The organism is Salinicola sp. 4072, from assembly GCF_036663415.1.
In the GTDB taxonomy this organism is placed as follows: domain Bacteria; phylum Pseudomonadota; class Gammaproteobacteria; order Pseudomonadales; family Halomonadaceae; genus Salinicola; species Salinicola salarius_A.
In genome coordinates this window covers 34,043-48,950 of sequence record NZ_JAXOVV010000017.1, presented here as the reverse complement: position 1 = coordinate 48,950, position 14,908 = coordinate 34,043, and the positions used below count along the sequence as shown (strand labels likewise).

The following is a 14,908-nucleotide window of genomic DNA, read 5'->3' as shown; positions in this document are numbered from 1 at the left end:
CCTCCCAATCTCGATTTCAACATTTTGGCTTGCTGGAGATTTCTCGATGGCCAACACACTTCACCCTTCAAAGGTCCATTTTTCGGCGCTGATCCTGGAAAACCTGGATGGTGTCAGCGGCATTGTACAGCCGGTAACCCAGACGCAATCCGTGACGCTGGAAAGTTCCGCCACCATGCTGGTCACAGATTTCAGCGTCAGTCATCCGTATACCCTGCCTACCGGGAGCTCTATTGCGCAAGCGCTGGAAACGATGAAGCAGGCCGGCGTACGCCTGCTGATGCTGGTCAATGCCAGCGGCAATTTCACCGGCGTGGTCAATGCCCGCGAACTGATTGGCGGGCGTCGCATCACACTGGCGATGCAGAAACACCAGATCGGCCGGGACGAAGTCACCGCAGAGATGATCCAGACCCCGCGTAGCGAGCTGCATTCGCTCTCGTATGCCAAGATCTCCCACGCCAGCGTCGGCGATCTGGTCGAAACGCTGAAGTCTTCGGGCGATCAGCACGTGTTGATTACCGAGCCGGACGGCAGCGGCGGCGGCAGGATTCGCGGCATCATCTCGGCCTCCAATATCAGCCGAGCATTGGGCGTCGACCTGAACCACCCGCCGGAAGCACGTACCTTCTCGTCGATCTGTCAGGTCCTCCTGGGTCACGATCTCTAGACAGCCATGTGCCTCACAGCTAACGACCAAGCCCCTCTCCCTATTCTGGTGATTTACACCGGCGGCACCATCGGCATGCGCGACAGCGACCGCGGCCTGGTGGCCGCCGGTAACTTCGGTTCCCGCATGGCGGCAGCGCTGTCGACGCTGCCGCCCGACCGACAGGGCAAGCTGCCCCGGTATGCAGTCTGGGAAACACCACGCCCGATCGACTCCAGCAGTGCCACGCCAGCCGACTGGGCTGCGCTGGCACTGCTGATCACCGAGCGATATCAGGATTATGCCGGGTTCGTGGTGCTTCACGGCACCGATACTCTCGCCTGGTGTGCGTCCAGTCTGGCATTTCAGCTTCAGGGCTTGTCCAAACCGGTCATCGTCACGGGTTCGCAGAAGCCACTGGGTATCGAGGGCAGCGACGCACTCGACAATCTGGAAGCCTCGTTGATGTTCGCGACACAAACCGACTTGCGAGAAGTCTGCGTGAGTTTCGCAAATCGCCTGATGCGAGGGTGCCGGACACGAAAATGGTACACTCAGGACGCTCAGGGCTTCGAAAGCCCCAATTGGCCGCTATTGGGCGAAATAGTGGATCACGCCCCGGTCATTTACGCTGCACGCTGCAGTGGCATTCAGGGTGCTCCTCGTTTCGAACTGGCCACCGGCCCGACGCCGGTGGTCGTTCGCCTGACCTTGTGGCCGGGCATTCGTGCTCAGGACGTGGACCGATGGTTGGATGACGACCGCATACGTGGCGTCGTGATCGAGTGCTGGGGCAGCGGCAATCTGCCGGAAGACGAAGCACTACTCGGTGTTCTGGCCCGCGCCAGCGCGGAAGGCAAGGTGCTGGTCGCCATCAGCCAATGTCCCTTCGGCGGCGTCCATCTCGGCACCTACGCCGCTGGTCGAATACTCGAGGAAATCGGCATTCTGTCCGGCGATGACATGACGCCGGAAGCAGCCCACTGCAAGCTCATTCATCTGCTCGCCCAGGGATCGTCACAAGAGACGCTGAGACAACGCTTTCTAACCCCCCTGGTCGGCGAAAGAGGCGCCTTCGCGACGTGATCGTACGCCGCGTCGGCCGCCCTCCATCACTTCAAGTTCCAGACAGCTTGCTTGTTATAGGTTGACAGCATGACATCCTCGACTTCCCAGACTACGTCCAGACCGGCCGTCGTGATCTATTCCGGCGGCATGGACTCCTACACGGTCTTGCATAGAGCGTTGCGCGAGGGCCATGACGTCCATGCGCTATCGTTTCACTACGGTCAGCGTCATGCTCGCGAGCTCGATGTCGCTCGCCAGGTATGCAGCGATTTGGGTGTCTCGCACCGAATCGTCGATATCCGTGCCATTCATCAGCTGATCGGCAATTCGGCACTGACCGACAGCGATCGAGCCATGCCGAAGGCGGACTACGCCGAGGACAACCTGGCGGATACCGTGGTCCCCAACCGCAACATGATCCTGTTGTCGCTGGCAATCGGGCATGCGGTCAACATCGGAGCACCGATCTGTTTCTACGGCGCCCATGGCGGCGATCATGTCCTCTATCCCGACTGTCGCCCGGCTTTCGTCGAGCGCATGAATGATGTCGCCGCCATCGCCAACTTCGAGGCCGTCAGGATCGAAGCGCCGTATCTGCATAGCGATAAAGCCCAGATTCTTGCCGACGGGCTCGAAATGGGTCTGGATTACGCTCAGACCTGGACCTGCTACCTGGGCGAAGCCACCGCTTGCGGCGAATGCGGCAGCTGTCGAGAGCGGCTCGCTGCGTTTGCCAGCATGGGAAAGACGGATCCACTCCCATACGCCAAGCGCTGATACCCGGAAGCTTACGACGAGATCTGACACCGAGGCCTGGCGCCAGGATTGACCGCCAGGCTTTGCAGCGATATCCAGCACGCCGCGTCTGATAGCCCCCAGTACGGAAATCTGCATGTATAGCGTCAAAGAAGCCTTCTACACCCTGCAGGGGGAAGGCGCCCAAGCCGGTCGCGCCAGCGTTTTCTGCCGTTTTACCGGATGCAACCTCTGGTCTGGCCGGGAACGGGATCGTGCCGACAGCCAGTGCACTTTCTGTGATACCGACTTCGTCGGCACCGACGGCCAGAATGGCGGCCAATTCAACGGCGCCGACGCATTGGCTTCACATCTCGAACAACTCTGGCCGACGCCCGCCCGAGGCAACTTCACACGTTACGTGGTCTTCACCGGTGGCGAACCTCTGCTGCAACTGGACGCGGCATTGATCGATGCCATGCATGCCAGAGGATTCGAGATCGCCGTCGAGACCAATGGCACGATCCAGGCACCCGAAGGCATCGACTGGATCTGCGTCAGTCCGAAAAGCGACACGACATTACGCCAGACCCGAGGCGACGAGCTCAAGCTGGTCTACCCCCAGGCCGGCGTCGACCCTGAAACGTTCGCCGGACTGAATTTCACCCATTTCTTTCTGCAGCCGATGGATCTCGCACCAGGTGCCATCATCACCGATGGCAGCCCGATGGAGGCGACGGTCGAGTACTGCATGCGCCATCCTCAATGGCGACTGTCGCTGCAGACCCACAAGATTGCAGGAATCGATTGATGACCCTGTTCGTGAACAACCTGACCAATATCGACGCCTCGATCTGGTCACCTCAACGCGGCCTGAGCGGCGCCAGCTGGCACGTCGATGTCGAGCTCGACGGCGAACTGGGGGAAGACGGCATGCTGTTCGATTTCGGCGAGGTCAAACCCTGGATCAAGTCACGTCTCGACGCCGGCCTGGACCACACCTTGCTCGTGCCAACCCAGGCGGCGGGCGTCAGGATCGAGGAGTGCAGCGAAGGGCTGCACATGGCGGCGGAACTCCCCTTCCCCTTCGAGGTGCGCGCTCCTCGCCAAGGCTTCACGCTATTCCCCTGGGGGGAAATCACTGCGGAGCGGCTGGGAGCGCATCTCAGTAACGAACTCAGCAAGAGGCCGCCACCTCGCGTCGAGGCGATCCGCATTCGACTGCGCGAGGAACTGGCCGACGGCGCGATCTATAGCTACAGCCATGGCCTCAAGCACCACAAGGGGAACTGCCAGCGCATCGCCCATGGCCACCGTTCGCATCTGAGAATCTGGCGCGACGGCCAACGCGACCCGGAGTTGGAAGCGTTTTGGGCGCAACGTCTGGACAATGGTTATCTCGTCGACGATGCCGATATCGTCGACCCTCGCCGCAACGATGACGTCATGCGCGTTCGCTACCGCTCCGGACAGGGGCAGTTTCAGCTCCAGTTGCCGAAAGAGCGCTGTCACATCTTGCCAGCGCCCACGACCGTCGAAAATATCGCGGCCTGGCTGGCCCATCAGATTGCGCAATCCACCGGCGCGCATATTCGGGTGCAGGCATTCGAAGGGATCGACAAAGGCGCTCTCGCCGAGAGCCGTGGTACGGCTACGGCAGGTTAAGGAGACCGAAACACAATGAGTTGTCGGATCGGCTGCGGCGCGTGTTGCATCGCGCCCTCGATCACCTCGCCCATCCCCGGCATGCCCAACGGCAAACCCGCCGGGGAGCGCTGCGTACAGCTGGACGAAAACAACCTGTGCCGACTGTTCGGAGATTCTCGGCGCCCGGCTGTCTGCCATCACTTCGAGTACGACAGGCAGCTGTGCAGCGATGACCGCGAGCAGGCACTCAGAATTCTGGGGGAATGGGAGCGCGCCACTCAGTAGGCGCCCTCCCCATCATCGAGGCTTCCGGGTTCAGGGAAGGCGGACCAGCATCTTGCCCTCGTTCTCTCCCGAGAAAAGCTTCAGGAAGGCGTCAGGCATCTGCTCCAGCCCCTCGATGACAGTTTCGCGGTAACGGATCGCCTCCCGCTCGACCTCCGGGGCCACCTGCTCCAGGAACGTCTGATAGTGACTCCAGTGTTCGCCGACGATGAACCCTTCCATGCGCGCCTTGCGAAACAGCAACTGGTTGAGATTGCCGGGACCACCCGACGGCCCTGTCGCGTTGTAACGGTCGATCATCCCGCAGATCGCAATGCGAGCATGATCGCGAAGATTGGCGAGCGCCGCCTCCAGCAGAGGGCCACCCACGTTTTCGTAGTAGATGTCATATCCTTCGGGGGAAGCTTCGTGGAGTGCCTGTGTCAGCGCCTCGACATCCTTGTTCCGGTAGTTGACTGCCTTGACGCCCATCGATTCCAGCCAGTCGCACTTGGCCGGACTGCCAGCGACGCCGACGACATGGCAATCCGCCGCCTTGGCTAGCTGCACGGCCAACGAGCCCACGGCGCCCGAAGCCGCGCTCACGAGGACGCGCTGCCGTGGCTGTAGCTCGGCAATGAGGTTGAGCCCGGTCCAGGCCGTCATGCCCGGCATTCCCAGCACGCCGAGGTAAGCCTGTTCCGACACGTCGAACTTAGGCAGCGGCTCGACCTCTTCCCCTGGCAATTGAGCGACATCTCGCCAACCCGCCATGTGTCGAACTCGGTCTCCCTGCTGAAAGTGCGGGTGACGAGAAGCAATGACTTCGCCCACGGCGCCGCCGGACATCGGCTCGCCAAGCGCGTAGGGCTCGACATAAGTCGTGACACCGCTCATCCGGCCGCGCATGTAGGGATCGACCGATAGCCAGCGATTGCGGATGCGAACTTCGTTCGGCGCGAGGTCCGACAACGCCTCTTCTCTGATGGCGAATTGACTCGGCTGCGGTAATCCTTGCGGGATCTCGAGCAGTGCAAAGTATCGGGTGACTGTCATGAAAAACCCTCCTGGCCAACGGTAGATATACCGTTCAGCCTAGGAGGGTTGGCAGGAGTCGGGCAAGGTCGCAGTGACGGTTCGATGAACCCAGACTAACGCCTCCGCCCTGTCTCGATACCTCAGTGACGCTCGACGTCGGCTTCTTCCTCCAGCGTCTGACTCAAGCCCTGAATGGCGATCTGGGCTTGCAGCCGCTGCGCCAGGCGCGTCACGAAATCCGCATCGTCTGAACTGGCGTCACCTGCCGTGACCGCCTCGACGCCGACAATGGCAACGCCACTCTGACTTTCGGTCTGCCCCCAGGTAACCGCACCCGCCTGCGGGCGGGAAAGGCGGAAAGCTTCCTGCAGAATCGGCGCCGGTACGCTATCGGCATCGCGAGTCACGCTATCGGCCTGTTGCCAGTCGAGCCCCGGTACATCATCCCCGTTGCGTAGCGCCACCAACACCTCTTCCGCTCGGGCCTGCAACTGCTGCCGAGTCTGCTCGATCTTGACTGCCGCCAGGACCTGGTCACGAACCTCGTCGAGCGGTAGCGTGCTTGCCTCACGATGGTCCACGACCCGCAGCACGACACGTTGCTGGTCATCCGTCTCGATGACATCACTGTTATAGCCATCCTCGAGCACATCCGAGGAAAACGCAGCAGCGGCGGCATCAGGGTTGGAGAGCACGTCTTCACCACCGGCATCCTGAGAAAACCAGTCGCTGGTCTGAACCGTCAGCCCCATTTCTTCTGCGACCGACTCGAGATCGTCTGCCTGATACGCATCGTCGGTCAGCTTCTGCACCCGCTCGTTGAACAGCGACTCGGATTGCTCGAGCTTTACCTGCTGGGCAAGCGTCTCGCGATCCTCCTCGAAAGAGGGAATGTCGACCCCCGTCACCTTGATGAGATGAAGACCGTACTGAGTCTGCACGATCTGGGATACCTGTCCCGGATCGAGCGAGAACGCGGCGTCGTCGAAGCTATCGCCAAAGAACCCTTTCTGGATCGCGCCAAGATCGCCCCCATCGCCAGCAGACGAGGAATCATCGGAATACTCACGCGCCAGCGCGGCGAAATCCGTTCCCTGCTCGAGTTGCTGCTGCACTTCGGCAATGCGGTCGCGGGCTTCCTGTTCGGTCCGGTCGTCGCCGAACGTCACCAGAATATGGGAAACCTCACGCGGGGCCGCGGCCTTGGCCTGTTCATAGACCTGGCGCAGCTGCTCGTCGGTAACCTCGACATCCTTGGCCACGTCCTCCTGGTTCAATACCAGATAGTTGACCTTGACCTGCTCCGGGCGCCGAAAATCTTCCTGATGCTGGTCATAGTACTGCTGGAGGTCGGCATCGCTCGGAGCAACGGGCTGGTCGAGATCGGCGGGGCTCAACTGCGCGTAGCGAAATGTTCGCTGCTGCTGCTGCAACGATGCCAGTCGCGCCTTTTCCGACGGCAACAGGAAAGCTGATGCCGCAAGCCCCTGCTGAACCTGCCGACGCAGCGTGTCCGCGCGCAGTTCACGGCGGAAGGAAGCGGGCGTATAGCCGGCCTGCGCCAGTCGATTGGTAAATAGCTCTTCGGAGAAGCGGCCATCCTGATCCTGGAACTCAGGCAGCGAGACGATGAGCTGGTCCAACTGACTGTCGGAGATATGCAGACCGCCCTCGTCGGCATATTGATCCAGCGTTCGCTGGCGGATCAGTTGGTCGAGTACCTGTCCGCGAAACTGCCGCTCCTGCTCGGGCGGCACCTGCCCGGAGCGAATACCCCGCTGCACTTGCGTCTCGACCGCCTGACGACTGATGGATTCACCATTGACGGTTGCCGCATCGTTACTGCCCGCCGAGAAGTAGCTGACCAGGGATTCCGCGCCGAAAAGCGCAAAAGTCACGATGATAGCCCCCACGACGACTTTTGCCGCCCAACCTTGGGAACCCTCACGAATTCGTTGCAGCATGCTGTCCTCGCATGTCGATTACCCAATGTGTCGCGCGCGTATCGTACACCGCCATGTCACCACAGCGCATCCGTACACGAAACATTGGCTATCCTTTCTGCAAAAGTTTCGCTCTTGCAGCACGACAATAAAAAAGCGCATCGCTGGGGCGATGCGCTTATGTTTTGCGAACTCTTACCGGCTGGAAGACCTCGGTTTTCCATGCACGCCGGAACGTCGGTCCGCGCGACGGAGCGAAACTCAGTTCACCGCGTCTTTCAGCGCCTTGCCTGCCTTGAAGCTCGGCACCTTGGCAGCGCTAATCTCGATCGGCTTGCCAGTCTGCGGGTTACGGCCAGTACGCGCTGCGCGCTCTTTCACCGCAAAAGTCCCGAACCCTACCAGTGCTACGGAGTCGCCCTTCTTCAGGCTGTCTGACACGGACTCGATCATTGCATCGAGAGCACGCGTTGCAGCCGCCTTGGGAATGTCGGCAGACGCAGCAATGGCTTCAATCAGCTCGGATTTATTCACACTTCACCCCTTGACTGTATACGAAATTAACAGGACATCGATGCGTAATCAGAGACGCGATCACGATCACAACAAGTGGGCATTTTATAGCAATGCCGAGTTTCTGCTGTCAATCGAGATCATCAGAAAAACCGCGTCATATCGGGCCTGGCGTACGAAATTTACGCATCGATGAGATCAATGTGTGCTGACATTGGTTTGCGAAGAAGCTACATCTTCGGCGAGTTTATCATCGTCGTTGACATGGTTCGTCAATGCCGTTGACAACACATCATCAATCCACTTCACCGAACGAATGTCCAATGCATTCTTGATGTTCTCGGGCACCTCTTTGAGGTCCCGACGATTCTCTTCCGGTATGAGTACGATCTTTATACCACCGCGCCGTGCAGCCAGCAATTTCTCCTTGAGCCCGCCGATCGGCATGACCTCGCCGCGCAGATTCACTTCACCGGTCATTGCGACGTCACAGCGTACGGGACGCCCGGTGTAGGCTGACACCATGGCCGTTACCATACCGATACCCGCGCTCGGACCGTCCTTCGGCGTAGCGCCCTCGGGAACGTGAATATGCAGGTCTTCCTTTTCGAAACGCTCGGGGTCGATACCGAACTGGCGCGCTCTCGCCCGCACCACGGTATGAGCGGCACTGACGGACTCCTTCATGACGTCGCCCAGCGAGCCAGTCTTGTTGACTCGCCCTTTGCCCGGCGTCACGACAGACTCGATGTACAGCAGCTCGCCGCCGACCGAAGTCCAGGCCAGGCCCGTGACACGACCGACCTGATGCTCCTGATCCGCCAGGCCATAGCTGTATCGACGCACACCCGCGTAGCGTTCGATATCGTCCGCCGCCAGGGTCAGCCCGGCCTGAGCACCTTGGCCTTTCACCGCTTCCAGGCGCTCACGCAGCACCTTGCGGCTCACCTTGGCGATCTGGCGCTCGAGCTCACGCACGCCGGCTTCGCGGGAGTAGTAACGGATCAGCTCGAGCACGGATTCATCGCTGAACGTCAGCTCGCCCTCCTTGAGACCGTTCGCCTTGAGCTGCTTGGGGATCAAGTAGCGTTTGGCGATCGCGAGCTTCTCGTCCTCGGTATAGCCCGGCAGACGGATGACTTCCATACGGTCCAGCAACGGACCGGGAATGTTCATCGAGTTGGCCGTGCAGATGAACATCACGTCCGACAGGTCGTAGTCGAGCTCGAGATAATGGTCGTTGAACTTGTCGTTCTGCTCAGGATCCAGCACTTCCAGCAGCGCAGAGGAAGGATCACCACGATGATCCATGCCGATCTTGTCGACTTCGTCGAGCAGGAACAGCGGGTTACGTACCCCTGCCTTGCTCATGCGCTGAATCAGTTTACCCGGCAGCGAGCCGATGTAGGTACGTCGGTGACCACGAATCTCGGACTCATCGCGGACGCCCCCCAACGCCAGGCGAACATAGCGCCGGTTCGTGGCGCGCGCAATCGACTGACCGAGTGACGTCTTGCCTACGCCGGGAGGACCGACGAGACACAGCACCGGCCCCTTGAGCTTCTTGACCCGTTTTTGTACGGCAAGGTATTCAAGAATGCGCTCTTTGACTTCTTCCAGACCATAATGGTCTTCGTCCAGTACCTTGGCAGCATGCGGCAGGTCATGCTTCACCCGAGTCCGCTTTTTCCACGGCACGGACAGCACCCAATCCAGATAGGAGCGGACGACGGTGGCTTCGGCAGAGGTGGGCGACATCATCTTGAGCTTGCCGAGCTCCTGGGTGGCCTTGTCGACGGCCTCCTGAGGCATCCCGGCTTCCTTGATGCGCTGCTCGTACTTTTCCGCCTCGTTGGGTACGTTCTCGAGCTCGCCCATCTCTTTCTGGATGGCCTTCATCTGCTCATTGAGATAGTACTCGCGCTGGGACTTCTCCATCTGATCCTTGACCCGCGAGCGGATGCGCTTCTCGACCTGCAACAGATCGATTTCGGACTCGATCAGTGTCATCAGGTGTTCGACCCGATCGCGCACGCGATCCATCTCGAGCAGTTCCTGCTTGTCATCGATCTTCAGTGACAGGTGCGCACAGATCGTGTCGACGAGTCGGCTGGGATCCTCGATCTCCTGTAGCGAAGAGAGAACCTCGCCAGGCACCTTCTTGGACAGCTTGACGTACTGCTCGAACTGATTGAGCAGTACGCGAACCAGGGACTCCTGCTCACGCTCGCTCAATGGCTCGCTATCGCGCGCCACTGCCTGGGCGCTGATGAAGCCTTCCTGGTCCTGCAGGACCTTCTGGATATCGGCCCGAAAGCTTCCTTCGATAAGTACCTTGACCGTACCGTCGGGAAGCTTGAGCAGCTGCATGATATCCGCCACCGTGCCGATACTGAAAAGATCGTCGACACCAGGATCGTCATGCGCCGCCTCACGCTGAGCCACCAGCAGCACGCGCTTGTCGTGCTCCATTGCGGTCTCCAGCGCCCGGATCGATTTCTCCCGCCCAACGAACAGTGGTATGACCATCTGGGGATAGACCACCACGTCACGTAGCGGCAAGAGCGGAAGCGTCAATGTCTGGTCAGAGCTCTGCGCCATTACAGCATTTCCTCGACAAACTTTCGGATGGGTGAGCCACCAGAGCGGCAATATCAATATGAGAAGTACGTGGGGGCGTCATCGTTCAGATGCAAGTAGCAACCGATAGACTAGCGAATCCATGAAAGACCGAATCCATAAAAAAGGGGGCCATCAGGCCCCCTCGCTAGACAGATGGACGGGTAACGACGCGCCCCGATCATCCGTCCTTGTTGGCAACGCGACTCTCTTCCTGCTTGGAGTAGATCAGCAACGGTTCGCTGTCGCCGGCGATGACGGAGCTGTCGATCACGACTTTGGTAACGCCGTCGAGTGACGGCACGTCGTACATCGTTTCCAACAGCACCGACTCCAGAATCGAACGTAGCCCCCGTGCGCCCGTCTTGCGCTCCATGGCCTTGTGCGCCACGGCTCGCAAGGCGTCCTCGCGGAAATCCAGCTCCACCCCTTCCATCTCGAACAGGTGCGCATACTGCTTGACCAGCGAGTTCTTGGGCTCGGTCAGGATCTGGACCAGCGCATCTTCGGTCAGTTCGGTCAACGTCGCGATCACCGGCAGACGCCCGACAAACTCGGGAATCAGCCCGAACTTGACGAGATCCTCGGGCTCGACGCCGGCAAGGATGTCACCGACACCCTTGTTGCTCTCCTTGCTCTTCACCGCGGCGTTGAAACCGATACCGCCTTTTTCGGCACGGTCGCGAATGACCTTGTCCAGGCCCGCGAAGGCACCGCCGACGATAAACAGGATATTGCCGGTGTCCACTTGCAGGAACTCCTGCTGTGGATGCTTGCGGCCACCCTGTGGTGGAACGGAAGCCGTCGTCCCTTCGATCAGTTTGAGCAGCGCCTGCTGGACGCCCTCACCGGATACGTCACGCGTGATGGAGGGATTGTCCGACTTGCGCGAAATCTTGTCGATCTCGTCGATATAGACGATCCCGCGCTGGGCCTTCTCGACGTCGTAGTCACATTTCTGCAGCAACTTCTGGATGATGTTCTCGACGTCCTCGCCCACGTAGCCCGCTTCGGTGAGCGTCGTGGCATCCGCGATCGTGAACGGAACGTTGAGCAGACGCGCCAGCGTCTCCGCCAGCAGCGTCTTGCCGCTGCCCGTCGGACCAATCAGCAGAATATTGGACTTGCCCAGCTCGATGCTGTCGCTCTTGCCACCACTACGCAGACGCTTGTAGTGATTGTAGACCGCAACGGACAGCACCATCTTGGCACGGTCCTGACCAATCACATAGTCGTCGAGCGTGTTACGGATCTCTCGGGGTACGGGAAGACGGTCTTCATCGCTCTCGGCGTCGGCTTCCAGAACCTCCTCGCGAATGATGTCATTGCAGAGATCGACACACTCGTCACAGATGTAGACAGACGGGCCTGCGATGAGCTTGCGAACTTCGTTCTGGTTCTTGCCACAGAACGAGCAATACAGCAGCTTGCCGTTGTCGTCTTTGCCTTTACCGTCGGCCATTCGTGTACCTCGTCAGGACGACGGCGCAGCGCGCCGTCGTGTGAAACCTTGACTCAAACGCTATCAGGATACCGGACGCTTATCCAGCACGGCGTCGATCAGGCCGTATTCGACGGCCTGACTACCATCCATGAAGTTGTCACGGTCGGTGTCCTGGGCGATCTTGTCGATATCCTGACCCGTGTGGTTCGCCAGGATACGATTCAGCTTCTGGCGAATGGTCAGGATTTCACGGGTGTGGATCTCGATGTCCGCTGCCTGCCCCTGATAACCCCCAAGCGGCTGATGGATCATCATGCGCGAATGCGGCAGGCAGAAGCGCTTGTCCTTCGCGCCACCAGCCAGCAACAGCGCGCCCATGCTAGCCGCCTGGCCGATACAGACCGTCGAGACATCCGGCTTGATGAACTGCATGGTGTCATAGATGGACATGCCCGCCGTCACTGAACCACCCGGCGAGTTGATGTAGAGGTGAATATCCTTGTCAGGATTTTCGGACTCGAGGAATAGCAGCTGTGCCACGACCAGGTTGGCCATGTAGTCCTCGACCGGGCCGACCAGGAAGATGACACGTTCTTTGAGCAGACGAGAGTAGATATCGTACGACCGCTCGCCGCGCGCACTCTGCTCCACCACCATCGGGACCAGGCCGCCGGCATTACTGATGTCGAACTCGTTACGCATCGCGATTTCCTTACAGCTGGTGATTGTCAGGCCCATCGACTAGCGGCCCGGCTTCTGCCGGGCCGCTCGCTTACCAAGCACCCATCATGCTTTGGAATCGCTTTCCTCGGCCTCGTCTTCTTCAGCCGATTGCTCGGCCTGCTGAGCCGCCTGAAGCACTTGCTCGTAGCTCATGCTGACTTCGTTAACCTGAGCCTGCTCGAGGAGCTTGTCAACGGCCTTGTCTTCCAGCACCGCGGACTTGATCTGCCCCTTGAGCTCATCGTTCTTCATGTACTGCTCGACGGCCTGCTCGGGCTGCTGATACTGAGATGCCAGTTCTTCGGCGCGCGCACGGATCTCGTCGTCACTGGCATCCAGCTCGTGCTGCTTGATGACTTCTGCCAGCAACAGACCAACCTTGACGCGAGTACGAGCCTGGTCGGCAAACAGCTCGTTGGGCAACTGGCTGACATCGAAGTCTTCGCCAAGACCGAACTGCTGAGCCGCCTGACGCTTGAGCCCTTCGGTCTCCTGGTCGACCAGTGACTGGGGCACGGTGACGTCATTGGCTTTCTGAAGCGCATCGAGAGCCTGCTGCTTGACGCGATTCTGCGCCGCCTGCTTGACCTCGCGCTCCATGTTGCTCTTGATCTCGGCACGGAACTTGTCGGCATCGCCGTCTTCCACGCCGAATTCCTTGATGAAGTCGGCATCGACTTCCGGCAGCGCCTTGGCGGAGACCTCGTGGACCGTCACCTTGAAGGTCGCTTCCTGACCCGCCAGGTGTTCGGCCTGGTAGTCTTCCGGGAAGGTCACGCTGATACGCTTCTCTTCACCAGCCTTGGCACCGATCAGTTGCTCTTCGAAGCCGGGGATGAAACGGTTGGAGCCCAGCTCCAGCTCGTGACCTTCGGCAGCGCCACCTTCGAACGGCTCGTCTCCCAGGAAGCCCTGGAAATCGATCTTGACCTGATCGCCATTTTCCGCCGCGCGCTCTACCGGCTGGAATTTGGCGCGCTGACCGCGCAACGTTTCGATCATGGTGTCGATATCGGCGTCAGTGATTTCCGTCTTGGGGCGTTCCACGACCGTACCGTCGATGCTCTGCAGTTCGATCTCGGGATAGACTTCCAGCGTCGCGACAAACTCCAGATCCTTGCCCGTCTGATCGACCTTGGGTTCGATCGATGGATAACCGGCCGGGTTCAGGCTCTGCTCGGTGATCGCCCGCACGTAGTGCTGGCGCATGAGCTCGCTGACGACTTCGTTGCGCACGTCCTTGCCGTAGCGCTGACGCACGACCGCCATCGGGATCTTCCCTTGACGAAAGCCATTCAGACGAACGCGCTTGGCGGTGTCTTGCAGGCGAGCAGAAACGGCCTCGTCAACCTCGGCTGCCGGAACCTGAACAGTGATGCGACGTTCGATCTGGGATGTCGTCTCAACGGAAACTTGCATAGATGATCCTCTACCGACGGGGGCGTTCTGTGATTGCAACTCAAAAACCAGGCTTCAAAACTGTCATTTCAAAGCACTCATTTCAAAACAAGAGGGCGATTTTATGAATCCCCATGCCTACTGGCAAGCAGACTAGCGCGGTAAATGGTGCCAATGGGGATGAAATACAAGCCCGAGGCCATAAAAATCGACTCAAGACCAACTTTGCAGGCGTATCGAACCCCAAAACCGGAGATAAGACCCAGACGGGAGCGCAATAACAAACTAGAGGTGCTATCAAAAAGAAGGGATGACAATCGAGAAAGAAATGGGGTGGATGATGGGGATCGAACCCACGACCACCGGAGCCACAATCCGGGGCTCTACCACTGAGCTACACCCACCATTTCTTGAAGCTGATCGGCATGGGGTGGATGATGGGGATCGAACCCACGACCACCGGAGCCACAATCCGGGGCTCTACCACTGAGCTACACCCACCATACCAATTCCGCATCGACCGGGGCCACATCAACAAGTGATGAATGGCGCGCCCAGCAGGACTCGAACCTGCAACCTACGGCTTAGAAGGCCGTTGCTCTATCCGGTTGAGCTATAGGCGCATTCCAATACCGGCTGCATTTCCACCGGCACGAGCGGTATCATCATGGTCGGGGTAGAGGGATTTGAACCCCCGACATCCTGCTCCCAAAGCAGGCGCGCTACCAGACTGCGCTATACCCCGTATGATGCCATTCATGCCCGATGACTCTACGAGCCCCTCGATGCGCTGCGTATTCTACGGATCCTTTCTGTCGGGTCAAGCCCTTACGTGCACTTAACCTCGATTGCCTCTCGCAGCACGGC

General features: G+C 59.5%; 13 protein-coding genes and 4 tRNA genes. 6 read left to right on the top strand and 11 right to left on the bottom strand.

Annotation, left to right across the window (positions count from 1 at the left end; all coding sequences use genetic code 11):
• The first annotated feature begins 46 nt into the window (after positions 1–46).
• The 6 genes from R3F72_RS12455 (at position 47) to R3F72_RS12430 (ending at position 4,384) form a co-directional block, all read left to right on the top strand.
• Positions 47–670: a CBS domain-containing protein gene (locus tag R3F72_RS12455; protein WP_332779783.1), complete on the top strand. Its 624-nt coding sequence runs from the start codon at positions 47–49 to the stop codon at positions 668–670.
• 6 nt (positions 671–676) lie between these two features.
• Positions 677–1,735 carry an asparaginase gene (locus R3F72_RS12450; RefSeq protein WP_087718839.1) on the top strand — a complete coding sequence of 353 codons (1,059 nt, stop codon included), beginning with the start codon at positions 677–679 and terminating at the stop codon, positions 1,733–1,735.
• 69 nt (positions 1,736–1,804) lie between these two features.
• Entirely contained in the window at positions 1,805–2,494 is a 690-nt protein-coding gene (gene queC / locus R3F72_RS12445; RefSeq protein WP_332779782.1) for a 7-cyano-7-deazaguanine synthase QueC, read from the top strand.
• Between the two features lie 115 nt (positions 2,495–2,609).
• Complete coding sequence (gene queE, locus R3F72_RS12440; protein WP_332779781.1) at positions 2,610–3,263, top strand: 7-carboxy-7-deazaguanine synthase; 654 nt, start codon at positions 2,610–2,612, stop codon at positions 3,261–3,263.
• A complete protein-coding gene (locus tag R3F72_RS12435; RefSeq protein WP_087718836.1) occupies positions 3,263–4,117 on the top strand; it encodes a 6-carboxytetrahydropterin synthase in 855 nt (284 codons plus the stop codon). The genes queE and R3F72_RS12435 overlap by 1 nt, the downstream gene beginning before the upstream one ends.
• Positions 4,118–4,132: 15 nt before the next feature.
• Positions 4,133–4,384 carry a YkgJ family cysteine cluster protein gene (locus R3F72_RS12430; protein WP_087718835.1) on the top strand — a complete coding sequence of 84 codons (252 nt, stop codon included), beginning with the start codon at positions 4,133–4,135 and terminating at the stop codon, positions 4,382–4,384.
• A gap of 30 nt (positions 4,385–4,414) precedes the next feature.
• Here the strand turns inward: R3F72_RS12430 and R3F72_RS12425 are convergent, their stop codons facing one another.
• The 11 genes from R3F72_RS12425 to R3F72_RS12375 form a co-directional block, all read right to left on the bottom strand.
• Positions 4,415–5,419, bottom strand: a complete 1,005-nt coding sequence (locus R3F72_RS12425) for an NADP-dependent oxidoreductase (protein ID WP_332779780.1) — start codon at positions 5,417–5,419, stop codon at positions 4,415–4,417.
• Between the two features lie 122 nt (positions 5,420–5,541).
• Complete coding sequence (locus R3F72_RS12420; protein WP_332779779.1) at positions 5,542–7,365, bottom strand: SurA N-terminal domain-containing protein; 1,824 nt, start codon at positions 7,363–7,365, stop codon at positions 5,542–5,544.
• A 240-nt stretch (positions 7,366–7,605) separates the two neighbouring features.
• Positions 7,606–7,878, bottom strand: a complete 273-nt coding sequence (gene hupB, locus R3F72_RS12415) for a nucleoid-associated protein HU-beta (protein ID WP_071230177.1) — start codon at positions 7,876–7,878, stop codon at positions 7,606–7,608.
• Between the two features lie 177 nt (positions 7,879–8,055).
• Positions 8,056–10,458 carry an endopeptidase La gene (gene lon / locus R3F72_RS12410; protein WP_332779778.1) on the bottom strand — a complete coding sequence of 801 codons (2,403 nt, stop codon included), beginning with the start codon at positions 10,456–10,458 and terminating at the stop codon, positions 8,056–8,058.
• 199 nt (positions 10,459–10,657) lie between these two features.
• Positions 10,658–11,938: an ATP-dependent Clp protease ATP-binding subunit ClpX gene (clpX, locus tag R3F72_RS12405; protein WP_087718831.1), complete on the bottom strand. Its 1,281-nt coding sequence runs from the start codon at positions 11,936–11,938 to the stop codon at positions 10,658–10,660.
• A 63-nt stretch (positions 11,939–12,001) separates the two neighbouring features.
• Entirely contained in the window at positions 12,002–12,622 is a 621-nt protein-coding gene (gene clpP, locus R3F72_RS12400) for an ATP-dependent Clp endopeptidase proteolytic subunit ClpP (RefSeq protein ID WP_071230174.1), read from the bottom strand.
• 84 nt (positions 12,623–12,706) lie between these two features.
• Complete coding sequence (gene tig, locus R3F72_RS12395) at positions 12,707–14,062, bottom strand: trigger factor (protein WP_332779777.1); 1,356 nt, start codon at positions 14,060–14,062, stop codon at positions 12,707–12,709.
• Between the two features lie 308 nt (positions 14,063–14,370).
• Positions 14,371–14,445 (bottom strand) — tRNA-His (locus R3F72_RS12390).
• Positions 14,446–14,467: 22 nt separating this feature from the next.
• A tRNA-His gene (locus R3F72_RS12385) sits at positions 14,468–14,542 on the bottom strand.
• 45 nt (positions 14,543–14,587) lie between these two features.
• Positions 14,588–14,664 (bottom strand) — tRNA-Arg (locus tag R3F72_RS12380).
• A 45-nt stretch (positions 14,665–14,709) separates the two neighbouring features.
• A tRNA-Pro gene (locus R3F72_RS12375) sits at positions 14,710–14,786 on the bottom strand.
• Positions 14,787–14,908 lie beyond the last annotated feature (122 nt).